Origin of the sequence: Rothia kristinae NBRC 15354 (genome assembly GCF_001570865.1) — a bacterium.
GTDB classification, from domain to species: domain Bacteria; phylum Actinomycetota; class Actinomycetes; order Actinomycetales; family Micrococcaceae; genus Rothia; species Rothia kristinae.
The window spans coordinates 21,278-47,232 of the sequence record NZ_BCSM01000001.1 but is presented as its reverse complement, the minus strand read 5'-3'; the positions used below and the strand labels follow the sequence as shown (position 1 = coordinate 47,232).

The following is a 25,955-nucleotide window of genomic DNA, read 5'->3' as shown; positions in this document are numbered from 1 at the left end:
GGTGCCGGAGCTGCCCGAGGTCGAGGTGGTGCGCGCCGGACTGGCCGCGCACGTGCTCGGCGCCCGCGTCACCGACGTCGAGGTCCTGGATCCCCGATCCCTGCGCCGCCACGACGCCGGACCGGGGGATTTCCGCGCCCGGCTCAGTGGCGCGCGGATCGACGACGTCGCCCGGCGCGGGAAGTACCTGTGGCTGCTGCTCGCGGATCCGCAGGGGCACCGTCTGGACGATGCCCTGGTGGTGCACCTGGGCATGAGCGGGCAGGCCCTGCTGGCTCGGCCCGACGCCCCGGATCCCCGGCACCTGCGGCTGCGCTGCGATCTTGCGGAGGCGGGGGAGTCCTTCCCGGGCGGGCGCGGCCAGCTGCGCTTCGTCGACCAGCGGATCTTCGGCGGCATGTTCCTGGACCGGCTGCTGCCGGTGCACGACGCCGCCGGTTCCCCGGTGCCCGGGGCCGGCGCCTCCGAGCTCGGGGAGGCGAGCATCCCGGCGTCGGTGGCGCACATCGCCCGGGACCCGCTGGATCCGCACTTCGACGCCCGCGCCTTCCGGCGTCGGCTGCTGCGCACGGACTCCGGGATCAAGCGGGTGCTGCTGGATCAGACCGCGATCTCCGGGGTCGGCAACATCTACGCCGACGAGGCCCTGTGGCGGGCCCGGCTGCACTACGCCAAACCGGCCCGCAGCCTCACGGCCGCGCAGACCCGGGACCTGCTGGGCGCGGTGACCGAGGTGATGACCGAGGCCCTGGCCGAGGGCGGGACGAGCTTCGACGCCCTGTACGTGAACGTCAACGGGGAGTCCGGCTACTTCGCGCGGGGGCTGAACGTCTACGGCCGGGAGGGTCTGGCCTGCCGCCGGTGCGGGCGCCCGATCCGCCGGGAGCCGTTCATGAACCGCTCCTCCTACCGCTGCCCGCGCTGCCAGCGCGCCCCCCGCGCGCTCTGACTCCGCCCCCCCACGCGGCCCCGGCAGCGCGCTTGGGAGGGGTTTCAGCGTGTGGGAGCCACGAGGACGCTCCCAAACACCGAAACCGCTCCCAAACCCCGCGCTCAGGGTCTGTCGCCGGCCGCGATGCGTGCGAAGATGAGAGGCACAGCTGAATATCCCGATGACCGAGGTGATCTTGTCGATGGCAAAACACGATGCTCGCCGCCTCGAGCTGACGCTGCTCGAAGGTCGCTTCGATGGTCCTCAGCGAGTGCGGCTTCCTCGTCGCACCTACAGCGTGTATCTGGTCCCCGCCAGCTCCTTCGACGCCTGGCGTTGCGACAAGAAGATGAATCAGCCGGGTGTGTACATGCTTCTGGAGGATCCGAGCGCGGACAATCCGCGACTGTACATCGGCAAAGCGGATCTGCGTGCCAACGGCAAGGGCGCTCTGAGCCGCGTGATCGAGCACCGGGATCAAGGACGCCACCGGTGGTGCCACACCGCCGTCCTTCTGGTGGATGAGCCCAAGAACTTCACCGCCACCGAGCTGAAGTTCCTGGAGTCTCATCTCATCCGCATGGCACGCGAGGCGGGCCGCAATTCACCGGAGAACATCGATACTCCCTCGGCGGGCGACGTGGAGGACGACGTCTACAACGACCTCAGGGCGGTTCTCGCCGATGCCCGTCTGATGATCGCCTCCATGCGCATGCTCTTCCTCGAACCACCGCTGGCTGGCAGCGAAAGCGGCAGTGATATAGACCCCGTGAGCGCAGCGACCGAACCCGCCCGTGCGGCCAGCAGCACGGAGCTGTTCATGCGCCTGCGCGGCAGCACCGAGCCGGCGGTGCTGGTGCACTCGGCTGGAAGCTGGGTGCTCAAGGCGGGCAGCACGATCAAGGGCGAGTGCACCGACCGGCGCATCGGCCGGATCCGATCGGTCCATGCCGCCGCCGTCGATGGGGAGAGGACCACCGCGGCGATCTCCTTCACCTCGGCCAGCGCGGCCGCGAGTTTCGTATCCGGCAATCCCCGCAACGGCAACCTCTCCTGGGCGGATGCCGAAGGCACCAGCCTGGGCGACCTCAAGGACAGCGGCGCCTTCGCCTGACCACCACTGCGCCGGGGCCTCCGGAGGGGCAATCTGGGAGGGGTTTCGGTGTTTGGGAGCCACGAGGACGCTCCCAAACGCCGAAACCCCTCCCAAACCGGCAGAAGGGGCGGCGGGGGTCAGGCCTGCGGGGCGTAGTACTCGCGCAGGCGGCGCATCCCCTCGTCGATGGAGACCGCGGGCTCCCAGTCCAGCAGCTCGCGCGTCCGGCGCTGGTCGAACCAGTGGGAGGTGGACAGCTGCTCGGCCAGGAACTCCGTCATCGGCGGCTCATCCTCGCCGGGGCGCTTCTCCCAGACCTTCTCGATGACCCGGCCGGCCAGCTTCGCCAGCGACGCCGGGACCCGCCGGGTGGGGGCGGGCACCCCGCCGGCCCGGCACATCGCCGCCATCAGCTCGCCCACCGTGCGCGGCTCCCCGTTGGTCACCACCAGGGGACGCCCGTGCACCGTCTCCAGGCGCTCCAGGCACCGGACGATCGCGGTGGCGGCGTTGTCCACGTAGGTGGTGTCGATCAGCGCGGCTCCGGCATCCAGGAGGGGGATCCCGCCGCGGGAGGCCCGCTCCATGATCCGCTCCACCAGCTGGGTGTCCCCGGGGCCCCACACCAGGTGCGGGCGGATCACCCCGACCCGGAAGTCCTCGCCGTCGGCCTCCAGGGCCAGCAGCTCCCCGTAGGCCTTGGAGCGGGCGTAGTTCCCGCGCGCGTGGTCGGGGTCGGCGGTCAGATTCGGCTGGCCCATAAAGGCGGAGCCCGCGTGGGAGACGGACGGGGAGGAGATCTGCACGTAGTCGCGGATCCCGGCCCGCTTGGCCATCTCCACCATCACCCGGGTGCCCCGAACATTGACCTCCTCGTACTCGGCCCACGGCCCGGAGACGCTGACCTTGGCGGCCAGGTGCACCACCGCATCGGCCCCGTCCATCGCCCGGGCCACGGCCTCGGCGTCGGTGATCGAGCCGCGGCGCTGCTCGAAGCGCTCGGCGCCCTTGGCCTGCAGGGACTTGCGCACCGCGGTGGCGTCCGAGCGCTGCAGGGCGATCACGCTCCAGCCGCGGCGGATCAGCTCCAGCGCGGTGCGCGCCCCGAGCATCCCGGAGGCCCCGGTGACCAGCACGGTGCGCCCGTTCGGCTCGGGAAGCCGGGCATCGGGCAGGATCTCCCGGCGCTCGTCCGGATCCGGGGCCCGCCACGCGGTGTCGGGCTCCCGGCCGGGGCCTTGGGCATGACCCCTGCGGCGGTGCTCCTGCTGGTTCACGGCTTGGCCACCTTCCCCCCGGACAGGGTGCTCTCGGCCCACGCGGCCAGGCGCGGGCGGTCGATCTTCGAGTTGTGCCGGATGTCCGTGGGCTGCTCCGGCACCTGCAGCACGGCCACCGGGACCACCCCGGTGCGTCCGCGCACCACAGCGCGCACGGCGTCGGCCAGCTCCAGCGGGGCCGGCCCCGGGTGCACCCCGCGGCGTTGTTCGGGCTCCACGACGACGACGGGCGCCTGCGTACCGGCCGGGCCCACCCCCACCAGCGCGGCCCGGCGCACCGCCGGGAGAGTCTCGGCCGCGGCCTCCGCGGCCACCGGCGTCACCACGGCGTCGGGGGTGCGCAGCAGGTGGGCCAAGCGGCCCTCCACCCACAGCCGACCCGCGGCGTCGAAGTGCCCGATGTCGCCGGTGCGGTGCCAGCCGGGGATGGCCGCGGAGTCCCGCTCCGTCCACCACAGCCGGTCGTAGTGGTCCTTCATGTGCCGGGCGCTGACCAGGATCTCCCCGGTGCGCCGCTCCGCGTGGGAGGGCTCGCGGGAGGGATTCCCCTCCTCGTCCAGCAGCCCCAGGGCCAGCTCGGCCCCGTGCACGGGGACCCCCACGCACACCCCGCCGCCCGCGCCGCGCATGCCCGAGGCGGCGTCGCGCTCGGCCTGCTCGATCTGGGTCAGGGAGATGTCCGCCACGGGCAGGGCCTCGGTCATCCCGTAGGGGGTGTGCACCTGGGCGCGTGGCACCAGGGCGGAGACCCGGCGCAGCAGCGGCAGGGTCAGCGGCGCTCCGGCCGAGAGCAGCAGCCGCACCCGGCCCAGGGCCTCGGCCTCGGCCGGGGCGAGGTCCTCGGCCGTGGCCACGACGTTCATCAGGGCCGCGGGGGAGGCGAAGACGATGGTCGCCTCGATCGCCTGCGCAGCCTGGGCCAGGGCCCGGGCGGAGAGGGTCTTGGGCCGGGTGACATCCATGTCCGGGGTCACCGAGGTGGCGCCCAAGGCCGGGCCCAGCAGGGCGAAGGGCGCGAAGCCGGCCACCAGCCCCGAACCCGGCTGAAGCCGGTAGGTCCGCTGGATCGCGTCGCGCATCGCGCTGAGCTGCCGCTGGGTGTAGGAGACCCCCTTGGCGGGCCCCGTGGACCCGGAGGTGTAGAGGATCGCGGCCTCATCCTCCGGGCGCGGCGCGTCCCAGGGGGTGCCGGCCGGGGCGGCCGGGGCGGCGTCGTCGGTGGCTCCGATCAGCCCGAACGCACGGGTGCTCACCGGGTCCGCGGAGCCGGCGAGGATCCGCCGCCCGGGCCAGCCTGCGGCGCGCGCGGCGGCCAGGGCCTGCGGGATGCCGATGAGGAACTCGGGGGAGGCCCCGCGCAGCGCCCGGGTCAGGCCCTTCAGCCCCAGCCCGGTGTCCGCGACGACGATCACCGCGCCCACGCGCAGGCAGGCGTAGATCAGCACGGTCAGGCGCGCCCCGGGCGGGACCATGAGGCTCACCCGCGCCCCGCGGCGCACGCCCAGTCCGCGCAGCACCGCGGCGGTGCGATCCACCTCGGCGTTCAGCTCCCGCCAGCTCAGCCGCCGCTTGACCGGGGCGGCCCCGTGGCGCCCGGATCCCGCGCGGCGTCGGACCCGGCCCATGTCCACGACGGCCGGTGCGTCGTCCTCCCGGCGGGCCTCCAGCTCGGCGGTCATGGGGCGGAAGTCCGCGGCCAGCGGGGAGCGGGCCTCCCGCTCGGCGCGCACCCGGCGGTGCCGGGCGATGACCGGTTCCGCCTCACCGTACGTCTCGGCCAGCCACGTCCGCACCAGGGGGACGATGTCCTCGTCCTCGGCCACCAGGTGCCCGGCCTTCTCGAAGCGGTGCACCTGCGCCTGGGGCATCCGGCGCAGCAGGTCGTCGAAGTAGCGCTGCTGGAAGACCGGATCGTGCGGACCCCACAGGATCAGCCCCGGCAGCTCATCGCCCGCCACGGCCTCGGCGATGCCGCGCATGGCCGCGTGGGAGCGGTGCCCGGGGTCCGCCGGGATGTCCGCGACGAAGCCGCGGATCCCGTCGCGTTTCTCGGCGTCGTCGTAGGGGGCGCGGTAGGCGGCCTTCACGGCCGGATCCCAGTCCCCGCGGTGCAGGGCGAGGGTCACGTCCAGGAAGGCGGTGGTGGAGCGGGTGCCCCACCCGTGCACCGCCGGGTGCAGGGCCAGGCGCAGGGCCCCGGGCACGGCGGCGTCGGCCGGCTGGGACAGGGCCGTGTTGGTCAGGATGCGCCCGGCGTGCAGGCCCGGGTGCGCGGCCCCCCAGCCCTGGGAGATCAGCCCGCCCCAGTCGTGGGCCACGGTGACCACGCCGTGCTCCCCGGCCTGCTCGTCCAGCCCCAGGGCGGCGGTGAAGTCCCCGAGGTCGGCGACCCGATCCGCCAGGGTGCGGGCGAGCCCGGTGCGCTCGGAGAAGCCCATCTCCAGCTGGTCCACGGCCACCACGCGCCACGGCTGGGCGAAGTCCGCCCCGGCGCGCACCAGGCGCCGCCACAGGTAGGACCAGGTGGGGTTGCCGTGCACGCACAGCAGCGTTCCCACGGGGGTGAGGCCGCGCTCGGCGAGCTCGGCGGCGTTGTCCAGGTAGTGCCAGGTCCGCTCGGTCCCGGCGTCGACGGCGGCCGAGGAGACCACGCGCAGGGTGCGGCTGTCCGCGCGGCGCACCCCCGGCCACGGCTTCAGCGGCACGGGCCCCGGCTGGGGCGCGGTCCGGCGGGCGGGGGTCTGCGTGCTCATCGTCTCCTGGCCTTTCGCTGCTCGGGTGGTGGGGTCTGCGGGCCCTACCAGGCGATCTCCATCAGCCCCGTGTTCAGCCCGGAGCCCACGCCCATGCACAGCACCCGCTGCCCGGGCTCCAGGGTCTCGGCCTGCAGGGCCAGGGTCATCGGCAGGGCCGCCGCGGCGACGTTGCCCCAGTACGGGAAGGTCAGCGGGATCCGGTCTCGGTCGATGCCCACGGCGTCCACGATGGCGTTGGTGTGGGAGGTGGAGATCTGGTGGGTGACGTAGGCGTCCATGTCCGTCCAGTCCCAGCCCTCCCGGTGCGCCTCCTCCCAGGCGTCGGTGACCAGCTTCAGCCCGTGGGTCAGCAGGCCGGTGGCGTCGGTGGCCATGCCCTGCCCGGCGTCCCCGCCGATGCACAGGTCCTTGTGCTCGGTGCCGGCGCGGGAGACGGAGCCGAGGATGCGGTGGCCCTCCGGGTGGCGGTCGGCGCGACCGATGACGGCCGCCGCTGCCCCCGACCCCAGGGTCAGGGTCGCGAACTGAGCGAGCACCTCGTCCCGGGTGGAGCCCTCTCGGTTGAGCATGCGCAGCGCGGTCTCGTGCCAGGGGGAGGGGTCCTCCCCGCACACGATCAGCGCGTAGTCGATGGCCCCGGCGTCGATCATGGAGGAGGCCACGGTGATGCCGTTGACGAAGCCCAGGCAGGCGTTGGTCATGTCGAAGTTCAGCGCGTGGCGCGGCAGCCCGAGCGCGTGGTGGATGCCCACGGCCACGGCCGGTTCGAAGTTGTCGCGGGTCACGGAGCCGTTGATCAGCAGCCCGATCTGCTCCGGGGCCACCCCGGCCTGCTCGAGGGCGGCGCGTCCGGCGCGGGCCGCGCCGTCGTCGAAGCTGGAGCCCTCGGCCCATCCGCGCCGCTCCCGGATCCCGGCCAGGCGCTCCAGCAGGCCCCGGGGCATGCGCAGGCGGCGGTAGGTGTCCGCCAGCTGGTCATCGAACCAGGAGGACGGCACGACCTCCTCGGCTTCCACTCTGGTCACCGAGAGCAGCGACGAGTTCCGATGGCGGATCGAGGAGTTAGAGGTCAATGAATCGTGCCTTCGCGACGAAGTGGTGTGATGCAGGTGCGAGCCGAAGATCGTGGGGACCGGCCCCGACCCTGCCGCCGCACCCCTCGGGGTGGGACGAGACGGACGCGCGGCAGTCCGCTGATCAACTCTACAGCCCCCGGAGTGGGCTCCTGTCATTTCCCGCGGGCGGCCACCCGACGCCGGCGGGGTGGGGGCGGGTCGATAGAGTGGTGCAGGCTCGGCCCCCGCCCGGCGTCGGGCAGGCAACCGTGAGCCGTGGAAGGAGCACCGTGCATCTGAAGACCCTGACCGTGCGCGGCTTCAAGTCCTTCGCCTCCGCGACGACCTTCGAGTTCGAACCCGGGGTCACCGCCGTCGTCGGCCCCAACGGCTCGGGCAAGTCCAACGTGGTGGACGCCCTCGCGTGGGTCATGGGCGAGCAGGGGGCGAAGTCCCTGCGCGGCGGGAAGATGGAGGACGTCATCTTCGCCGGGACCTCCGCCCGCCAGGCGCTGGGCCGGGCGCACGTGACCCTGACCATCGACAACGCCGACGGCGCCCTGCCCATCGAGTACTCCGAGGTGACGATCTCCCGGACCCTGTTCCGCAGCGGGGGCTCCGAGTACGCGATCAACGGCTCATCTTGCCGCCTGCTGGACATCCAGGAGCTGCTCTCCGACTCCGGGCTGGGCAGGGAGATGCACGTGATCGTGGGCCAGGGGCAGCTGGACCGGATCCTGCACGCGACCCCGGAGGAGCGACGCGGGTTCATCGAGGAGGCCGCGGGCGTGCTCAAGCACCGGCGGCGCAAGGAGAAGACCCTGCGCAAGCTGGCCTCGATGGAGGCCAACGTCTCCCGGCTGGAGGACCTCACCGGGGAGATCGGCCGGCAGCTGACCCCGCTGGGACGCCAGGCCAGGGTGGCCCGGCGCGCCCAGCGCATCCAGCACGAGGTGCGCGATGCCCGGGCGCGGCTGTTCGCCGACGACTGGGTGCAGGCCTCCACCGCCCTGGAGGCCGACGCCGAGGCCCTGGCCCAAGCCCAGGAGGGGCTGCGCCGGGCCGAGGCCGTGCACGAGGAGCTCACGGGCCGGATCACCGAGCTGGAGGCCGAGGCCGCCCGGCTGGGCCCCGAGGTCGCGGCCAGTCGGGACGCCTACTACGCCCTGACCCAGACCACGGAGCGCTTCGCCTCCCTGGCGCAGCTGGCCGACGAGCGGGTGCGCGCCGCCTCCGCGCCGGTGGCCCGGGCGCACCTGCGGGATCCGGAGCAGCTGGAGGCCGCCGTGCGGCGCCTGGAGGAGGAGCTCACGGGACTGACCGAACGGCAGGAGCAGGCCCGGGCAGACCACGAGCGGGCCGGGCGCACCCGCGCCGAGGCGGAGGCCGCCGCCGACGAGGCCCAGGAACACCACGCGGCCCTGGTGGCTCAGGCCGCCGCCCGCCGCGAGGACATCGCCGCCCTGCGCGGACGGATGGCCACCGCCCGCTCCGAGCACGAGGCGCTGGTCTCCCGCCGCGAGGACCAGCGGGAGCGGATCGCCCGACTGGAGGAGCGCCTGGCCGAGCAGCAGGGGCAGCTCGAGCAGCTCACGGCCGCCGCGGGCCCCTCCGAGGAGGACCATCGCGCGGCCGCGGAGGCCTCCGAGCAGGCCGAGGCCCACACCGAGACCACCCAGCGCCGGCTGGACGAGGCCGCCGCCGAGGCCGCCGCCGCCCGGCGGGAGCTGGACGCCGCCCGAGCCCGCGTCGCGGCACTGACCGACGCGATGCCGGCGGCCGACGGCACCGATGCCGTGCTCGCCGCGTTCCCCGACCGGCTGGTGGCCGTGGCCGAGCACCTGCAGACCGCCCCCGAGCACGCCGCGGCCGTGGCCGCCGCCCTCGGGCCTCTGGCCGAGGGCCTGGCCCTGAGCTCATCCGCCGATCGGGAGGGGATCGCCCCGATCCTCGAGACGGCGCGGCAGCGGGATCTCGGCGTGGTCAGCGTGCTCACCGATGACGCCCTGGGGGATGCCGCCGAGGACGGGGACATCGACGGCGGCGAGATGCCCGCCCCGCTCGCCCGCGCCGCCGCGGCCGCCGGGATACCGGCGCACTGGGCCCCGCGGGCCGTCGACGGCGGGGACCTCGCCCCGCGGATCCGTCGTCTCCTGGCCCGCACGGCGCTGGTGGCCGACGCCGCGGCCGCCGAGGCCCTGCGCCGGCACCTGCCCGCCGGTGCCGGGCCGGTCTGGCGGATCGCCGCCGCGGACGGCACCGTGCTGGAGGCGCACACCGCCCGCGGCGGCTCCGCCGATGCCGTCACCGGGCTGGAGATCCGCAGCCGCCTGGACGCCGCCCGCGCCGCCGTCGTCGAACTGCAGCAGACCCACGAGCGGGTCCGGGCCGGACACGACGAGGCTTCCGCGGAGCACCGCCGCGCCCGCGAGCAGGCCAAGACCGCCCGCGCCGAGTTCGCCCGCATCAGCCGGGAGTCCACTGCCAGTGCGGCGGCCCTGTCCCGGGCCCGCACCCTGGTGGGCACCACCGAGGAGGAGCTCGCCGCGGCCCGGGAGCACCTGCAGGAGCTGGATGCCCGGGAGCCGGGGCTGGCCGCGACCCTGAAGAAGGCGGTGGGCGCGGTTTCCGCCGCCCTGGAGCTGCAGCGCCAGGAGGGCACCGAGGCCGTGGACGCCGCCGAGGCCGAGCGCACCCGCACCGCCGACGCCGCGGCCGCGGCCCGCACCGCCGAGACCGAGGCCCTGCTGGGCGTGCGCGCTGCCGAATCCGGGCTGCGCGCGGCCGAACGGCGCTTGGAGGCCGCCCGCCGGGCCGTGGCCGCCGAGCGCACCGCCCGCGCCGAGGTCCAGCGTCAGGAGGCCCGGCAGGCCGCCCGGCTGCGCGCCCGACGCGGCGTGCGGGAGATGATCGCGCGGGTCGCCGAGCGCATCGAGGTCTCCCTCACCGAGGCTTCCCGGATCCGGGAGCAGACCCAGACCCGCCGCGCCGCCGTCGAGACCCGCCTGCACGAGGCCCGCACCGACGAACGCGAGCAGCGCGACCAGCTGGACGAGCTGCGGCGCACCACCCATTCCGGGGAGCTGGAACGGGCCACCCGCGAGGCCCGCCTGGAATCCCTGCGCGAAGCCGTGCACGAGGAGCTGTCCCTGACCGTTGAGACCCTCGTGGAGGACTACGGGCCGCACCTGCCCATCCCCGTGCTGGATGAGGACGGGGAAGCCGCGGGGCAGGAGCCCTTCGAGCGCGCGGCCCAGGAGAAGCGCCTGGAGCGGGCCCGGCGGGACCTGAAGGCCCTGGGCAAGGTCAACCCGCTGGCCCTGGAGGAGTTCGCCGCCCTGGAGGAGCGGCACACGTACCTGGCCCAGCAGCTGGAGGACCTCAAGAGGTCCCGGGCGGACCTGGAGGAGATCATCCGGGATGTGGACGAGCACGTGCGCACCGTGTTCGCCCAGGCCTTCGCGGACACCCAGGAGCAGTTCGTGCGCGTGTTCGGGACCCTGTTCCCCGGCGGGGAGGGGAAGCTGGTGCTCACCGACCCGCAGGACCTGCTCACCACGGGGATCGAGGTGCACGCCAAGCCCGCGGGCAAGAAGGTCAAGCGGCTGTCCCTGCTCTCCGGCGGGGAGCGCTCGCTGACCGCGATCGCGATGCTCGTGGCGATCTTCAAGGCCCGGCCCTCCCCGTTCTACGTGATGGACGAGGTGGAAGCCGCCCTGGATGACCGGAACCTGGGGCGCCTGCTGACCATCCTGCGGGAGCTGCAGGAGTCCTCGCAGCTGATCATCATCACCCACCAGAAGCGCACCATGGAGATCGCCGACGCTCTCTACGGGGTCTCGATGCGCGGGGACGGCATCACCCAGGTCATCTCCCAGCGCCTGGCCGACCTCCGCTGAGGCGGGCCCCCGGTCCCGATCCGCCGCGTTCGGGAGGGGTTTCGGTGTTTGGGAGCCACGAGGACGCTCCCAGACACCGAAATCCCTCCCAAACAGCCGGAGAGGGCGCGGAGGGTGCGGCCCGGTCAGGGGCGGGCGGGCTCCGCGGTGCGCGGCAGCCACGCCAGCAGGGCGAGCACCAGCAGGGCCGCGCTGATCAGGAAGGCCGGGCTGAACCCGGCGGCGTCGACCACAGCACCCAGCAGCACCGGGGCGAGGATCTGCCCGACGTCGCTGGAGGCCTGGAACAGCGCCATCACCGCACCTCCGGAGCGTCGGGTCCCCACGACGTCGGCCAGCGCGGCCTGCTGCGCCGGGGCGTAGAAGCCCGTGCAGATCCCGGTCAGCAGGCACACGCCCCACAGCGCCCACGGCCCGGGCACGACGCCGGTCAGCGCCGTCAGCCCGGCCGCGGCCAGCAGCCCGGTGAGCATCACCGGTCGCCGGCCGATCCGATCCGAGGTGCCGGCCAGGAAGATCTGGGAGATCGCAGCGCCCGCGGCCAGCACCGCCAGGGCGATGCCGGCCACCGACGCCCCGTAGGCCCCGGCCACCGCCGCGCCCAGCAGCGGGATGATCGCCACGCGTGCGCCGAGGTTGGTCCAGCCGTTGGCGAAGGAGGACACCAGCAGGGCCCGGTAGGTCGGACGCGCCCAGGCCTCCCGGATGCGCATCGGCAGGGGGATCGAGCCGGTGTCCGTGGTCGGGGCCGTGGGCCGCAGCTTCCACGCGGCCACCGCGATCGCCACCGCCAGGGCCGCGGCGTAGATCGCGAACGGGGCCCGCAGGCCGAGCGCGGCCGCGGCCGCCCCGATCACCGGCCCCATGATGTTCCCGGTCAGGAAGGCCGTCGCGTAGTACCCGGAGACCCGCCCGCGGATGTCCGGCGGGGACAATCGGGCGATCAGACCCATCGCGGACACCGTGAACATCACCGAGCCCACCCCGCCGATACCGCGCAGCACCAGCAGCAGCGGGTAGCTCGGGGCGAAGGCCGTGGCCAGGGAGGAGCCGGCCACGATCCCCAGGCCCCACAGGTACACGGCGCGCTCGCCGAAGCGGCTCACCAGGGGCCCGGCCGCCGGAGCGCCGGCCACCCGCATGAGGGCGAAGGCGCTGATCACCGCACCCGAGGCGGCCGCCCCCACGCCGAAGGAGGCCGCGAACTGCGGCAGCACGGGCGCGACGAGTCCGTAGCCGACGGCGATCACGAACGCCGCGACGATCATGACCTTCAGGTCCTGGGGCACCGGGGTGCGGTCGGTCTGCGGGTCCTCGGCGGGAGGTCGACGTCGGAAGGGGAGGTGTCGGGGCACAGCCGCCCACTGTACCCGCGCCGGGCGGGGCGCCCTGTGGCAAGCTGGGGGACGTGAATGATTCCCTGATCCTCATCCTGTTCATCGCCCTCGGCGTGATCGTCCTGGGCGGCCTGGCCTTCGTGCTGCTCAAGGGCCCCAAGGCCCCGAAGGGCGGCTACCCGGAGACCCGGGAGCCGGACGACATCGCCGCAGAGGAGCAGGCACCGGCCGGACCCCGCTACGAGACGCCGGCACCGGTGGCCGGGCGCCTGGTCCGGCTGCGCGAGCGCCTGGCCCGCTCCAACTCGATGCTGGGCAAGGGCCTGCTGACCCTGCTCTCCCGAGAGAGGATCGACCAGGACGTCTGGGACGAGATCGAGGAGACGCTGCTGCTGGCGGACCTCGGCTCGGAGCCCTCCCAGCGGCTGGTGGAGGCCCTGCAGACCCGGGTCCGGGTCGAGGGCACCGAGGATCCGGCGCACGTGAAGGCGATGCTGCGCGAGGAGCTGCTGAAGCTGGTGGATCCCACCATGGACCGCAGCCTCGCCCTGGACGGGGCGGGGGAGGATCCCGGCGTCGTGCTGGTGGTCGGGGTCAACGGCGTCGGGAAGACGACGACGGTCGGCAAGCTCGCCCGGGTCATGGTCGCCGAGGAGAAGTCCCTGGTGCTGGGGGCCGCGGACACCTTCCGGGCCGCGGCGGCGGACCAGCTGCAGACCTGGGGCAACCGGGTCGGGGTGGACACGGTGCGCTCGGAGAAGGAGGGCGCGGATCCGGCCTCGGTGGCCTTCGAGGCCGTCACCGAGGCCAAGCGGCGCGGGGCGGACACCGTCATGATCGACACCGCGGGGCGCCTGCAGAACAAGGCCGGGCTGATGGATCAGCTGGGCAAGGTCAAGCGGGTCACGGAGAAGGTGGCCCCGGTGACCGAGGTGCTGCTGGTGATCGATGCGACCACCGGGCAGAACGGCATGGTCCAGGCGAAGGTGTTCTCCGAGGTCGTGGACATCACGGGGATCGTGCTGACCAAGCTGGACGGGACGGCCAAGGGCGGCATCGTGGTGGCCATCCAGAACGAGCTCGGCGTGCCGGTCAAGCTGGTGGGCCTGGGCGAGGGCCCGGATGATCTGGCGCCCTTCGATCCGGAGGGCTTCGTGGACGCGCTGCTGGACTGATCCGGGCTCCGCCGAGATGACGGCGGTTTTACGCTCCCGGAACACGGCGGACGTCCGCGAAACACGGCCGTTACCGGCGCGGTCGGGAGAGCGAAACACGATGACGGCATCGTGGGGGCACCTGCCCCGCATCCGTCACTCGTAAGGACCCCCGGCTATGCAAGAACTGACTGCCCAGGACGTCTGGACGATCGTTGCCGCCGCTCTCGTGCTGCTGATGACCCCCGGACTCGCCTTCTTCTACGGCGGCATGACCCGCGTCAAGGCCGCCCTGAACATGATGATGATGAGCTTCGTGTCCATCGGCATCATCGGCGTCGTCTGGGTGCTGTGGGGCTCGTCGGTGGCCGGCGGGGATGAGCTGATCCCCGGGATCCTCGGCAACCCCTTCACGGACTTCGGATCCGAGCAGGCCACCCACGACGGCTCCCTGCTGGGCATCGCCTTCTCCTCGACCTTCGCGATCATCGCCGTGGCCCTGATCTCCGGAGCCATCGCGGACCGCGCGAAGTTCGGCGCCTGGTGCATCTTCGTGCCCCTGTGGGTCACCCTGGTCTACGCCCCCGTGGCGTACATGGTGTGGGCCGACGGCGGCCTGCTCAAGGACGGCGCGATCGGCTCGGCCCTGGGGGAGGCCATCGACTTCGCCGGCGGCACGGTGGTGCACATCAACGCCGGTATGGCCGGTCTGGTGCTGTGCCTGATCATCGGCGCCCGCCGCGGCTTCGGCCGGGACGCCAACCAGCGTCCGCACAACCTGCCCTTCGTGATGCTGGGTGCCGCGCTGCTGTGGTTCGGCTGGTTCGGCTTCAACGTCGGCGCCGCCGCGACTCCCGCTCAGGCGGGGCTGACCTGGATCAACACCCTGGTGTGCCCGGCCGCGGCGATGCTCGGCTGGATCGCGGTGGAGCGCATCCGGGACAAGCACGCCACGAGCCTCGGCGCGGCCTCCGGCGTCGTCGCCGGCCTGGTGGCCATCACCCCGGCCTGTGCGAACGTGGATCCCGGCTGGGCCGTGGTGCTCGGCGTGGTCTCCGGCGTCGGCTCCGCCTTCGCGGTGGGCCTGAAGTACCGGCTGGGCTATGACGACTCCCTGGATGTGGTGGGGGTGCACCTGGTCTCGGGGATCATCGGCACCGTGGCTCTGGGGTTCATCGCCACCCCGGAGACCGGCACCGCCGGGCTGTTCTACGGCGGCGGCTTCGAGCTGCTGCTGACCCAGGTGGTCGCGGCTCTGGTGACCATCGTGTACTGCGGGATCGTCACCGCCGTGATCGGCCTGGCCATCCACAAGACCATCGGGTTCCGGGTCCCCGAGCGCTCGGAGATCCAGGGCATCGACCTGGCCGCCCACGCGGAGACCGCCTACTCCTTCGCCTCCGGCACCTCCGGCCAGTTCTCGGTGCGGGGCTGAGCCCGCCCATCCCCAGACCCATTCGATCCTCAGGAGAGAACAGATGAAGCTCATCACCGCAGTGGTCCGACCGGAGATGTTCACGGACGTCAAGGAGGCCCTGGAGGAGTACGGCATCCACGGCATGACCATCTCCGACGCCGCCGGTTACGGCATCCAGCACGGACACCGGGAGGTGTACCGCGGCGCCAAGTACACCGTGGATCTGCTGCAGAAGATCCGCGTGGAGATCCTCACCACCGACGAGCGGGCCCGGGAGATCGTGGACGTGATCGTCAAGGCCGCCCACACCGGCAGCCAGGGCGACGGCAAGGTCTGGGTGCAGCCGGTGGACGAGGTCAAGCGCGTGCGCACCGGCGAGGCCGACGAGAAGGCCCTGTACGACTCGAAGTAGCGGGACCCACACACGATCGCACTCCCATCGGATCCCCCGGGCTGCCCGGGGGATCCGGTGCTATTCTGGGAAGCTGACTGCCACGACGTCGCCGGCGGCTGCGGTAGATTCCGCCGCCCCGATCCCGGTGGCGTCCGCCCGGACCCGACGAAAGCAGACCACGCCTCGTGTTCAACTCCCTGTCCGACCGTCTTGCGGCCACCTTCAAGAACCTGCGCGGCAAGGGCCGCCTGAGCGAAGCCGACGTCGACGCCACCGTGCGCGAGATCCGTCGCGCCCTGCTCGACGCCGACGTCGCGGTGCCCGTGGTCCGCGAGTTCACCGGCGCCGTCAAGCAGCGCGCCCTGGGCGCTGAGGTCTCCGAGGCCCTGAACCCCGGCCAGCAGGTCGTGAAGATCGTCAACGACGAGCTCAAGCAGATCCTCGGCGGGCAGACCCGGCGCATCCGCATGGCCAAGACCGGTCCGACCATCATCATGCTCGCCGGTCTGCAGGGTGCCGGCAAGACCACCCTGGCCGGGAAGCTCGCGCATTGGCTGTCCACTCAGGGGCACAAGCCCATCCTGGTCGCCTCGGATCTGCAGCGGCCCAACGCCGTGACCCAGCTGCAGGTGGTCGGCCAGCGCGCCGGCGTCCCCGTCTTCGCCCCGCACCCGGGCACCACCAGCGAGTTCGACGACCCCACGGGGGACCCGGTGCAGGTGGCCCGGGACGGAGTGGCCGAGGCCCGCGCCAAGCTGCACGACGTCGTCATCGTGGACACCGCCGGACGGCTCGGTGTGGACCAGGAGCTGATGAAGCAGGCCCGGGACATCCGCGATGCGATCGTGCCCAACGAGGTCCTGTTCGTCATCGACGCGATGATCGGCCAGGACGCCGTGAACACCGCCCTGGCCTTCGACGAGGGCGTGGACTTCACGGGCGTGGTGCTGTCCAAGCTCGACGGCGACGCCCGCGGTGGTGCGGCCCTGTCCGTGGCCAGCGTGACCGGCAAGCCCATCATGTTCGCCTCCACCGGCGAGGGCGTGAAGGACTTCGAGCAGTTCCACCCGGACCGGATGGCCGACCGCATCCTGGACATGGGCGACGTCCTGACCCTCATCGAGCAGGCCGAGGCCTCCTGGGACAAGGCCGAAGCCGACCGGATGGCCAAGAAGTTCCAGGATCGCGAGGACTTCACCTTCGAGGACTTCCTGGCCCAGATGCAGCAGATCCGCAAGATGGGATCCATGAAGAAGCTGCTGATGATGATGCCGGGTGCGGCCCAGATGCGCCAGCAGCTGGAGAACTTCGACGAGAAGGAGATCGACCGCGTCGAAGCCATCGTCCGATCCATGACCCCGCACGAGCGGGTGGCCCCGAAGATCATCAACGGCTCCCGCCGCGCGCGCATCGCCCGCGGTTCCGGCGTCACCGTCTCCGAGGTCAACCAGCTCATGGAGCGCTTCGGCCAGGCGCAGAAGCTGATGAAGCGCATGGCCGGCGGCAAGGGCATGCCTGGAATGCCGGGTATGCAGGGGATGCCGGGCATGCCCGGGATGGGCGGGCCCGGCGGCGGGTCCAAGAAGAAGGCCAAGGGCAAGAACGCCAAGCGCAAAGGCTCCGGCAACCCGGCCAAGCGCGAGGCCCAGCGCAAGGGCCTGCAGCAGCCGGCCGCGGCCCGCGGGTCCTCCTTCGGTCAGCAGCAGAAGCAGGACCTGGACCTGTCCAACCTGCCCAAGGGGTTTGAGAAGTTCCTCGGGGACCAGTAGACCGGAAGCATGGCTGATACCTACCTCTCCCCGGAGGACTTCCGGGCCTTCGTCGCCTCCCTGCCGCGCCGTCGCCTGGCCGCAGGCGCCCTGATCACCGATCCGAACGGGTCGGTGCTGGTGGCCAAGCCCAACTACAAGGACGGTTGGACCCTGCCCGGTGGGACGGTGGAGGCCGGCGAGGCCCCGCAGGAGGGCTGCTTCCGGGAGGTCGTGGAGGAGACCGGGCTGCGCCTGGAGCCCGGCCGGCTGCTGCTGATCTTCCACGGCCTGTCGATGGGCGAGTGGGGGGATTCGGCCTATTTCCTCTACGACGGCGGCACCATCCCTGCCGACGCGCCGATCCGGCTGCAGGCCGAGGAGCTGCTGGAATACCGCTTCGTCCCCGCGGCTGAGCTGGACGCGTACGTGGGTCCGGGATTCGCCGGGCGCCTGCGTCGTGCCCTGGAAGCCCGGAAGACCGGTGAGGTCGTAGAATTGAGCTCCACCAGCTGGGGCTGAGCCCGCAGGAGGATCCGATCGAGGATCCGAACGCCGCCGAGGCGCTCGAGGAAGCGGAGCCGATGCTCTCCGGCTGCCCGCCCACCGCTGAGAAGGAGGAGGTCGTCGTGGACCCGCAGGATCCCGCATCCGCCCGGCCGCCGCACCGGCCCCAGGCCCAGACCCCGCACCCCGCGGCGGCGGGCTGGCAGTGGGTGCCTGTGCGCCTGGACCTGCACCGGCGCCTCACCGAGCAGGCCGACGGCGCCGTGTCCGTGGACCCCAGCGGCGGTCCCGCCGAGCAGGAGAGCATCCTGCGGGTGCTGCGTGAGCAGTCCGTGCCGGCCGTGTACAGCGCCGCCGAGCGCACGATCGACCTGATGCTGCCGGTCACCGGCCCCGGTGCTGATCCGCGCGTGGCCCGGGCCGACGCGGAAGGGCGGCTCACCCTGGGTGCGGGCCTGGAGGACTTCATGGAGGAGCTGCTGGCCTTCCCCGGGCTGGAATACGCCTCCTGGCAGACCGGCCCGTCCCCGCAGGCCGCCCCCACCGCCGTCGCCGAGGTCTGCCTCCCGGTGCCCGCCCTGCGCCGACGCCTGCTGCGCACCCGACGCCGCGGACCCGTCCAGCTCGCCGCCCCCGCCGCGGGCTGGTCCCTGGCCGCCGGCACCGACTACGAGGACCTCGTGGAGCTGCTGGACGCGGTCGACGCCCCGGCGGTTCTGCTGGACACGGACGGGGAGCACCGGGCCCTGACCGTGCTCGGTCAGGACGCGGACCCGGTGACCCTGGAATGGGGCCCGGTGCGCACCTCCGTGGCGACCTACCCCGAGGATTCCCCCGCGGGGCGGCTGCAGGCCCAGGTCTCCGGGCTGGCCTCCCAGCCCCGTCGCGACGCCGCCCGCCGCGGCGCCGTCGCCGCCCTGGCCGAGCGCTTCCGCCTGGACGCTCCCTCCGCCCGGCGCCTGGCCGGATACGCCGAGGACGCCACCGGGCGCTACGCCCCCGAATCCGTGCTCCAGCTGCTGGGCCTGCCGGAGGACGCAGCGAAGATCCTGGACGGGCGGCGCACCCCGGAGGACCTGCCGGAGCACGAGGTGATCGCCCCCGAGCAGGGCCCGGTCGGCGCGGTGGCCCAGCGCGTGCGCGATGGCGCGCAGACCCTGCTGGACGGGGTGCGCGGTGTCCGGACGGACCAGAACCCGGATTCGATGAGCCCGGGCGTCGGCGCCGGATCCCGGGCCGGGGGCATCGGCCCGCACGGGCCCGCCCTGCCCGAGCACCACCTGCCCGCCCGCCTGGTGCGCGGGGCCGCGGTCAGCGCCGCCGCGGCCCTCGGCTGGGGCGTGGGCACCTGGCTGGGGCGTCGGAACCGGTGAGCCCGGCGGCATCGCCCTGGACCGAGCGGATCCGCGCCCGACTGGATGACCCCCAGCACCCGGACTGGGTGAGACCGGCCCCCACGGCCCGGCAGCGGCGCGCGGATGCGCTGATCGCCGCGGGGATGGCCGCGCTGAGCGCGTTGAACATCGCGACCTCGCAGTCCGTCGGCCAATACGGCGATCACGCGGTGCGGCCGCGGGACTACGCCGTCGTGCTCCTCATGGCGGCACTGCTGGCGCTGCGTCGCTCCCACCCGGTCGCGACGATGCTGGCGGCTACGGCCCTGTTCATCGGCGGGGCGTACCTGGGTCCGGCCGGCAGCATGACCGTCACCTTCCAGATCGCCTACTTCACGACCATCTACTCTGCGGTGGCCTGGGCCCGGCACCGGGCCGCGGTGTGGACGGCGATGCTCGCGGTGATCCTCGTGATGACCCTGTGGGTCCTGCTGGACCTGTCCATGCGGCAGTCCGTGGCCATCCTCAAGGACCGCGTTCCCCGTGACGGCGCCGGACCCTTCGATCCGGTGGTCTCCTACGTCCTCGTCTTCGCCGCGATGAACCTGGCCTACTTCGGCGGCGCCGCGGCCTTCGGGCGGGCCTCCTGGCGCGCCGCCCTGCGCACGACCCTGCTGGCCGAGCAGGCCGAGACCATCCGGGCGCAGTCCCAGCGGCTGAGCGAGCAGGCGGTCCTGCAGGAGCGGGTGCGCCTGGCCCGAGAGCTGCACGACGCGATCGGCCACCACTTCACCGGGGTCGGGATGCTCGCCGGCGGTGCCCGCCGGCGCCTGGAGAAGGCCGGCGCCCCCGACGAGGCTCACCTGACGGGCCCGACGGCCTCCGCCCTGCGCGAGGCCCTCCTGCGCGTGGAGGGCTCCACCCGGGAGGGCGTCGCGGAGCTGCGCACGATCCTCGCCGTCCTGCGCGACCCCCACGAGGGCCCGGAGTCCGCGGAGGAGGAACCGGGACTCGCCCGGACCCTGCGCCTGCCCCGGGAGATGGAGCGGGCCGGGCTCACGGTGCGCTGGGAGCTGGCCGTGCCCGAGGCGACGTGGGAGACCCTTCTGCGCACGATGGGCCTGCCCGCCCAGCTGGCCTTCCTGAGGATGGCCCAGGAGTCCCTGACCAACGCCGCCAAGCACGCCGGTTCCGGGACCGCGGCCTTCGTCGTGCGCCTGCGCGCCGAGGCAGGTCTGCTGGAGGGCGAGGTCACCGACGACGGCGGCGGGCCCGCACCCGTGGGAGGTGTGATCGGCGGGACCGGCGGCCGGGGGCTGCGCGGTCTGCGGGAGCGGGCCGAGGCCCACGGCGGTCACGCCTGCTGGGGTCCGCGCGTCGGCGGGCGCGGATGGTTCGTGCGCTTCGCCCTGCCCCTGCCGCCCGAGGAGGCGCACGGGCAGCTCGAAGCGGCGCAGGGGGTCTCCCGTGGCTGAGGCGCAGACTCTGCGGGTGCTTCTGGTGGACGATCAGGCGCTGGTCCGGGCCGGATTCCGCCTGGTCCTGGAGCTGGAGGAGGACATCGAGGTCATCGGGGAGGCGGCCGACGGCGGTCAGGCTCTGCGGCTGCTGGCCGAGCGGCCCGCCGACGTCGTGCTGATGGACATCCAGATGCCCGGGGTCAACGGCATCGAGGCGACCCGGGAGGTGACTCGACGCCAGCTCGGCCGGGTCCTGATGCTGACCACCTTCGGTGAGGACCAGCACCTGATGGCCGCCCTGCGGGCCGGGGCCAGCGGCTTCCTGCTGAAGACGGCCACCCCGGAGGAGCTCGTCGCGGCCGTGCGCGCCGTGGGATCCGGGCAGGCCCTGCTCAGCCCCGAGGTCACCCTCCCGCTGATCCGGCGGGTGGCCGGGATGCCCGGGGAATCCGGGGAGGGGGCGCCCGAACACGGCCTGGCCGGGGAGGGCCGCACCGGCAAGGCTGCCGGTGGGTGCGCTTCCTCGCCCGACGCCGTCGAGCCGGGGGCGGGGGCGGAACCGGACCCCGCGCGCGAGGCCGAACGGGAGGAGGCCCGCCGTCGCCTGGCCACGCTGACCCCGCGCGAGACGCAGATCCTCGGGCTGATGGCCCAGGGCCTGTCCAACGGCGAGATCGCCGAGAAGCTGTGGCTCGGGCAGGCCACCGTGAAGACCCACGTCTCCGCCGTCTTCGCCAAGACGGGCTCCCGGGACCGGGTGCAGGCGGTCGTGCTCGCGCACCGGGCCGGGCTCGGCGCCCGGGACTGATCCGCGTGGATCCCCCCGCCGGGGGAGGGGCGCCGGAGGCGGATTCATCCTCCGGGGGGAGGCGAGGCCGGAATCGCTCGGCCTAGCGTGGATGACGCGGCCCGCACCGCCGTGCGCGTCCGCATCCGCCGCATCCGAAGCCCTGAGGAGACCCCCATGCCCCCGATGCCCGATGACCCCGTGCTGCGCGTGCACGGCCTGACTCGCCGCTTCGGCGAGCGGACCGTGGTGGACGGGCTGGACTTCGCCCTGCGCCCCGGCACGATGACCGGGTTCCTCGGCGCCAACGGCGCCGGGAAGACCACCACCCTGCGCATGATCATGGGGATCTTGGAACCCGCGGCGGGGGAGGTCCTGTGGCGCGGTGAGCCCCTGGGCGCGGAGCAGATCGGCCGCTTCGGGTACATGCCGGAGGAGCGCGGGCTGTGGCCCAAGCAGCGGATCATCGACCAGCTGGTCTACCTCGCCCAGCTGCAGGGTGTGGCCCGAGCCGAGGCCCGCGACCGGGCCGGGCGGCTCCTGGAGGAGTTCGGCCTCGCGGATCGGGGCCGCGACCTGCTGGAATCCCTCTCCCTGGGCAACCAGCAGCGCGTGCAGATCGCGGCGGCCCTGATCCACGAGCCGGAGGCCCTGATCCTGGACGAGCCGTTCTCCGGGCTGGACCCCGCGGCCGTGGACTCCATGGTCGAGATGCTGCGTCGCCTGCTGCGCCGCGGGGTGCCCGTGCTGTTCTCCAGCCACCAGCTGGACCTGGTGGAGCGGCTGTGCGAAGACGTCGTCATCCTCCACGAGGGGACGGTGGCCGTCGCCGGGAGCGCCGAGACCCTGCGCAGCACCGGCCCGGCCCGCTACCGGATCACCGCCGAGGCGGACCTGGGCTGGCTGCGGGACGTCCCCGAACTGGACGTGCTCGACGTCGCCGGGCGAGAGGCGCTCGTGGAGCTCCCGGAGGACCCGGGGGAGAGCGATCGGACGCGCTCGCGCCTGCTGGCCGACCTCGTGCCCCGCGGGCTCACCGGCTTCACCCGCATCTACCCGACCCTCAGCGAGATCTACCGGAAGGCCACCCGATGACCACCGCCTGGCAGACCGTGGCGCTGCGCGAGATCGCCGTGCGCGCCACCGCGAAATCCTTCCTGACCAGCCTCGTCGTCACGCTGGTCCTCATTATCGGCGGCATCGCCGCCTACTCCTGGTTCTCCGACCGCGGCACCGAGACCACCGTGGCGGTCTCCTCCTCCCAGGCCCAGCAGTACGTGGAGCAGGCCGAGACGACGCTGCACGAGAGCTCGGCGCAGGACTCCCTGACCCCCGAGCGGGTCGGGAGCGATCAGGAGGCCATCGACCGCGTCGAACGGGACGAGGCGGACCTGGCCCTCATCCAGCGCGGGGATCGCTGGAGCATCATCACCCCGGACGGGTCCGCCACGCAGCACTCCCGCATCCTGACGGAGGTCGTCACCGAGGATCTGGAGGCCCGGGCGGCCGCGGAACAGGGAGTGGACCTCACGGCCCTGCGCGCCGAGGCCCGGGTGTCCCTGGAGGGCACGGAGTCCTCCCAGCAGGTGGCCGCCGGTCGGGTGCTCAGCTTCGTCTTCGCGATCCTGTTCTACCTGGCCGCGATCGTCTTCGGCATGGGCATCGCCCAGTCCATCCTCGAGGAGAAGTCCCACCGCGTCGTGGAGATCATCGCGGCCGCCGTACCCGTGCGCCAGGTGCTCATCGGCAAGCTCGCGGCCAACATCGGGCTGGCCCTGGGCCAGCTGGTCCTCTACCTGGCCGCCGGACTGCTGGCGATGAACCTCTTCGACGTCGGCCTGGAGATGGGCTGGGTGCTGCGCGGCTCGGGGTGGTTCCTGGCCTTCTTCCTCGTGGGCTTCTCGATCCTCGCGGCGCTGTGGGCGGTGGCCGGGGCGATGGCGGATCGCCCCGAGGACCTCTCCGCGACCTCCACCCCGCTGACCACGATCCTCATGGTCCTGTACTTCGCCGGGCTGTTCGCCTCCGGCACCGTGCAGACCGCGCTGTCCTGGGTGCCGCTGGCCTCCTCGGTGGTGATGCCGCTGCGCCTGGTGCAGGGCACCGCCGGGCCCGTCGAGGGTGCGGCCTCCCTGGGCCTGGGTCTGCTGGCCCTGGTGCTGATCACCGCGTGGGCCGGGCGCGTGTACCGGCGGGCGGTGCTGCGCACCGGGACCCGGCTGCGCTGGGGGCAGGTGCTCACCGGCCGGTCCTGACACCGGGGCGGGGAGAGGGCGGCTGCGCGCGGTGCTGGCCAGGACTTGACCCATCTGGCATACTTGACGGGTACTCGATGCGCGCGGACCCTCTCACCGCGTGTTCATTGTGTCCGCATCGAGCCGCCAGGCACCACCGCCCACCCCACGGCGCGTACCGCCTGCGACCGGCTCACCATGTACAGAAACAGGAGAGTCCACAACAGTGGCTACGAAGATCCGTCTGAAGCGTATGGGCAAGATCCGTGACCCCCGCTACCGCGTGGTGGTCATGGATTCCCGCACCAAGCGCGATGGCCGCGCGATCGAGGAGATCGGCATCTACCAGCCGACCGAGAACCCCTCGCTCGTGCGCATCGACTCGGAGCGCGCCCAGCACTGGCTGTCTGTCGGCGCCCAGCCGACCGAGCAGGTGCTGAAGCTTCTCAAGCTGACCGGCGACTGGGCCAAGTTCACCGGCGAGGGCTCCACCGAGTCCTCCGTCAAGCCGGTCGAGCCCAAGCCCGAGTTCACCGTCCCGGAGAAGGGCTCCGTGATCATCACCGAGGCCGTCACCCCCAAGGGTGAGCAGAAGGCCGAGGAGACCGAGACCCCGGCCGAGGAGTCCGCGGAGTAATCATGCTCGCCGACGCGCTGGAGCACCTCATCAAGGGCATCGTGGATGACCCCGAGGAGGTCGAGGTCCGCTCCCACAGCGGCCGCCGCGGCCAGACCCTCGAGGTCCGAGTGGACCCCGAGGACCTCGGCCGCGTCATCGGGCGCAACGGGCGCACCGCGAAATCCGTGCGCACCGTGATCGGCGCGCTGGCGGAGGATGAGCAGGTCAAGGTCGACATCGTCGACACCGACCGCCGCTGATCCCCGCCGTCGCCGACTCGGACCCCGCGCGCCATCGACCGCCGCGGGAGCCGACGCAGCCAAGGCCCGCGGCCGCCGCATCCCGGCGGCCGCGGGCCTTCGCCGTTCCCACATCCCTTCAGACCCCACTCCCAGGAGGACCAGTGCGCGTCCAGGCCGCCCGCATCGGCAAGCCCCACGGCATCCGCGGGGAGGTGACCGTCCAGTTGCTCACCGACGACCCCGAGACCCGCTTCGCCCGGGGGGAGGTTCTGATTCTGGACCCGGCCAGCCCGCTGGCCCCCGAAGGCACCCTCACGGTGGCCGGCGCCCGGTGGAACAAGTCCATCCTGGTGCTGCGCTTCGAGGAGGTCTCCGACCGCAACGGGGCCGAGGCCCTGCGCAACCACCACCTGCTCATCGACACCGAGGAGGCGGAGGAGACCGAGGGGTACTACGAGCACGAGCTCACGGGCCTGGCCGTGTACGCCGTGGACCCCGAGGAGTGGGACCGCGCCGGTGAGGATGCAGCGCGTGCTCGGCTGGGGGAGCCGGTCGGGACCGTCTCCGGGCTGCAGACCCTGCCGACCCAGGACCTGCTGGCCGTGACCCTCGCGGACGGCTCCGAGTCCCTGGTGCCCTTCGTGGCTGAGATTGTCCCGGAGGTGGACCTGGAGGCCGGGCGGATCATCATCACGCCCCCGCCGGGCCTGCTGAACCTGAACCGGGACGACGCCGACGCGCCGGACCGGGGCGACGACGACGCGCAGGACGGGGAGCCGCGGCCGTGAGGCACCGCTACGACGTCGTCTCCATCTTCACGGAGTACCTGGCGCCCCTGGAGCTGTCCCTGATCGGCAAGGCCCGCCGCGCCGGTCTGCTGGATCTGCGCGTGCACGACCTGCGCGAGCACACCCACGACCGACACCGCACCGTGGACGACACCCCCTACGGCGGCGGGGCCGGGATGGTCATGAAGCCCGAGCCGTGGGCCGAAGCCCTGGAGGCCATCCTCGATGAACCCGCCGATACCGCCGAACCCGCCGAGCCTGCTCAACCCGCCGAGCCTGCGCAGCCGGATCCTCGGCCGCTGCTGATCGTGCCCTCCCCGGCCGGGGAGGTCTTCACCCAGCGCACCGCCGAGGCCTGGGCGCAGGAGGAGCACCTGGTCTTCGCCTGCGGGCGCTACGAGGGCATCGACGAGCGCGTGCTGGAGTGGGCCGCCGAGCGCTTCCGCGTGCGCCCCGTGAGCATCGGGGACTACGTGCTCAACGGGGGAGAGGTCGCCGTGATGGCGATGATCGAGGCCGTGGCCCGGCTGCTGCCCGGGGTCATCGGCAACCCCGCCTCGCTGGTCGAGGAATCCCACGCGGAGGGACTGCTGGAGTACCCCGTGTACACCAAGCCGGCCGACTGGCGCGGCCGGGAGGTGCCGCAGGTGCTGCTCTCTGGCAACCACGCGCTGATCGCCCGGACCCGCCGGGACTGGCAGCTGCGCCGCACGCTGGAGCGCCGCCCCGACCTGATCGAGGCGCTGCCCCCGCAGCGCCTGGACGCGCGCGACCGGGCGGTGCTCGAGGAGGCCGCCCGCGACACTGGCGGCGAGGGCGCCGACCCGCTAGGATAGGCGATTGCGCCGTGTTCGGGCACGCCCCTGCCGCAGGGGGAAGAGCGACCTGACGGACACGGCACCGAGGCACCGATCCTG

21 protein-coding genes are annotated in these 25,955 nt (G+C 73.1%); 17 read left to right on the top strand and 4 right to left on the bottom strand.

All coding sequences use genetic code 11. The features are described 5' to 3' along the window. Position 1: 1 nt before the first annotated feature. Together mutM and KKR01S_RS00215 are read left to right on the top strand one after the other, a co-directional pair. Positions 2 to 949: a bifunctional DNA-formamidopyrimidine glycosylase/DNA-(apurinic or apyrimidinic site) lyase gene (gene mutM, locus KKR01S_RS00220; RefSeq protein ID WP_058730893.1), complete on the top strand. Its 948-nt coding sequence runs from the start codon at positions 2 to 4 to the stop codon at positions 947 to 949. Between the two features lie 163 nt (positions 950 to 1,112). Further along, positions 1,113 to 2,045: a DUF4357 domain-containing protein gene (locus tag KKR01S_RS00215; protein WP_061224984.1), complete on the top strand. Its 933-nt coding sequence runs from the start codon at positions 1,113 to 1,115 to the stop codon at positions 2,043 to 2,045. Between the two features lie 119 nt (positions 2,046 to 2,164). Here KKR01S_RS00215 and KKR01S_RS00210 read toward each other — a convergent pair whose 3' ends face one another. From KKR01S_RS00210 to KKR01S_RS00200, 3 genes are read right to left on the bottom strand one after another with little or no spacing between them, the layout of a single operon-like run. Further along, entirely contained in the window at positions 2,165 to 3,304 is a 1,140-nt protein-coding gene (locus KKR01S_RS00210; RefSeq protein WP_244884067.1) for an NAD-dependent epimerase/dehydratase family protein, read from the bottom strand. Next, positions 3,301 to 6,060 (bottom strand): alpha/beta fold hydrolase, encoded by a 2,760-nt coding sequence (locus KKR01S_RS00205; RefSeq protein WP_061224983.1) that lies wholly within the window; start codon positions 6,058 to 6,060, stop codon positions 3,301 to 3,303. Before KKR01S_RS00205 ends, KKR01S_RS00210 begins: the two co-directional genes overlap by 4 nt. A 44-nt stretch (positions 6,061 to 6,104) precedes the next feature. Beyond that, the gene (locus KKR01S_RS00200) at positions 6,105 to 7,136 is read right to left on the bottom strand and encodes a 3-oxoacyl-ACP synthase III (RefSeq protein WP_061224982.1); all 1,032 of its coding nucleotides are present in this window, start codon (positions 7,134 to 7,136) and stop codon (positions 6,105 to 6,107) included. 272 nt (positions 7,137 to 7,408) lie between these two features. Between KKR01S_RS00200 and smc the strand changes: the two genes are divergently transcribed. Next, positions 7,409 to 11,017, top strand: a complete 3,609-nt coding sequence (gene smc, locus KKR01S_RS00195; protein ID WP_061224981.1) for a chromosome segregation protein SMC — start codon at positions 7,409 to 7,411, stop codon at positions 11,015 to 11,017. Between the two features lie 125 nt (positions 11,018 to 11,142). Here smc and KKR01S_RS00190 read toward each other — a convergent pair whose 3' ends face one another. Beyond that, positions 11,143 to 12,372, bottom strand: coding sequence for an MFS transporter (locus KKR01S_RS00190; protein WP_061224980.1), 1,230 nt, complete (start codon positions 12,370 to 12,372; stop codon positions 11,143 to 11,145). 53 nt (positions 12,373 to 12,425) lie between these two features. Here KKR01S_RS00190 and ftsY point away from each other — a divergent pair, with 53 nt between their 5' ends. The 14 genes from ftsY (at position 12,426) to trmD (ending at position 25,874) form a co-directional block, all read left to right on the top strand. Then, positions 12,426 to 13,529: a signal recognition particle-docking protein FtsY gene (ftsY, locus tag KKR01S_RS00185; RefSeq protein ID WP_058731507.1), complete on the top strand. Its 1,104-nt coding sequence runs from the start codon at positions 12,426 to 12,428 to the stop codon at positions 13,527 to 13,529. A 157-nt stretch (positions 13,530 to 13,686) separates the two neighbouring features. Then, entirely contained in the window at positions 13,687 to 14,943 is a 1,257-nt protein-coding gene (locus tag KKR01S_RS00180; RefSeq protein WP_058731508.1) for an ammonium transporter, read from the top strand. 43 nt (positions 14,944 to 14,986) lie between these two features. After that, positions 14,987 to 15,337, top strand: coding sequence for a P-II family nitrogen regulator (locus tag KKR01S_RS00175; RefSeq protein WP_058731509.1), 351 nt, complete (start codon positions 14,987 to 14,989; stop codon positions 15,335 to 15,337). Between the two features lie 167 nt (positions 15,338 to 15,504). Continuing rightward, complete coding sequence (gene ffh / locus KKR01S_RS00170) at positions 15,505 to 17,088, top strand: signal recognition particle protein (RefSeq protein ID WP_061224979.1); 1,584 nt, start codon at positions 15,505 to 15,507, stop codon at positions 17,086 to 17,088. A gap of 9 nt (positions 17,089 to 17,097) precedes the next feature. Continuing rightward, the gene (locus KKR01S_RS00165; protein WP_058731511.1) at positions 17,098 to 17,589 is read left to right on the top strand and encodes an NUDIX domain-containing protein; all 492 of its coding nucleotides are present in this window, start codon (positions 17,098 to 17,100) and stop codon (positions 17,587 to 17,589) included. 62 nt (positions 17,590 to 17,651) lie between these two features. Then, positions 17,652 to 18,947 (top strand): hypothetical protein, encoded by a 1,296-nt coding sequence (locus tag KKR01S_RS10855; protein ID WP_061224978.1) that lies wholly within the window; start codon positions 17,652 to 17,654, stop codon positions 18,945 to 18,947. Continuing rightward, on the top strand, positions 18,944 to 20,383 hold the full coding sequence (locus KKR01S_RS00155; RefSeq protein WP_061224977.1) for a sensor histidine kinase: 1,440 nt from the start codon (positions 18,944 to 18,946) through the stop codon (positions 20,381 to 20,383). The genes KKR01S_RS10855 and KKR01S_RS00155 overlap by 4 nt, the downstream gene beginning before the upstream one ends. Then, positions 20,376 to 21,176 carry a response regulator transcription factor gene (locus KKR01S_RS00150; RefSeq protein ID WP_061224976.1) on the top strand — a complete coding sequence of 267 codons (801 nt, stop codon included), beginning with the start codon at positions 20,376 to 20,378 and terminating at the stop codon, positions 21,174 to 21,176. The genes KKR01S_RS00155 and KKR01S_RS00150 overlap by 8 nt, the downstream gene beginning before the upstream one ends. A gap of 156 nt (positions 21,177 to 21,332) precedes the next feature. Next, positions 21,333 to 22,250: an ABC transporter ATP-binding protein gene (locus tag KKR01S_RS00145; protein WP_099049693.1), complete on the top strand. Its 918-nt coding sequence runs from the start codon at positions 21,333 to 21,335 to the stop codon at positions 22,248 to 22,250. Then, on the top strand, positions 22,247 to 23,410 hold the full coding sequence (locus KKR01S_RS00140) for an ABC transporter permease (RefSeq protein WP_058731472.1): 1,164 nt from the start codon (positions 22,247 to 22,249) through the stop codon (positions 23,408 to 23,410). Before KKR01S_RS00145 ends, KKR01S_RS00140 begins: the two co-directional genes overlap by 4 nt. A 205-nt stretch (positions 23,411 to 23,615) precedes the next feature. Next, the gene (gene rpsP / locus KKR01S_RS00135) at positions 23,616 to 24,026 is read left to right on the top strand and encodes a 30S ribosomal protein S16 (protein ID WP_058731471.1); all 411 of its coding nucleotides are present in this window, start codon (positions 23,616 to 23,618) and stop codon (positions 24,024 to 24,026) included. 2 nt (positions 24,027 to 24,028) lie between these two features. Next, entirely contained in the window at positions 24,029 to 24,268 is a 240-nt protein-coding gene (locus KKR01S_RS00130) for an RNA-binding protein (RefSeq protein ID WP_058731470.1), read from the top strand. A gap of 143 nt (positions 24,269 to 24,411) precedes the next feature. After that, positions 24,412 to 25,038, top strand: a complete 627-nt coding sequence (gene rimM / locus KKR01S_RS00125) for a ribosome maturation factor RimM (protein ID WP_061224975.1) — start codon at positions 24,412 to 24,414, stop codon at positions 25,036 to 25,038. Then, positions 25,035 to 25,874: a tRNA (guanosine(37)-N1)-methyltransferase TrmD gene (trmD, locus tag KKR01S_RS00120; RefSeq protein ID WP_061224974.1), complete on the top strand. Its 840-nt coding sequence runs from the start codon at positions 25,035 to 25,037 to the stop codon at positions 25,872 to 25,874. Before rimM ends, trmD begins: the two co-directional genes overlap by 4 nt. The last annotated feature ends 81 nt before the right edge of the window (positions 25,875 to 25,955 follow it).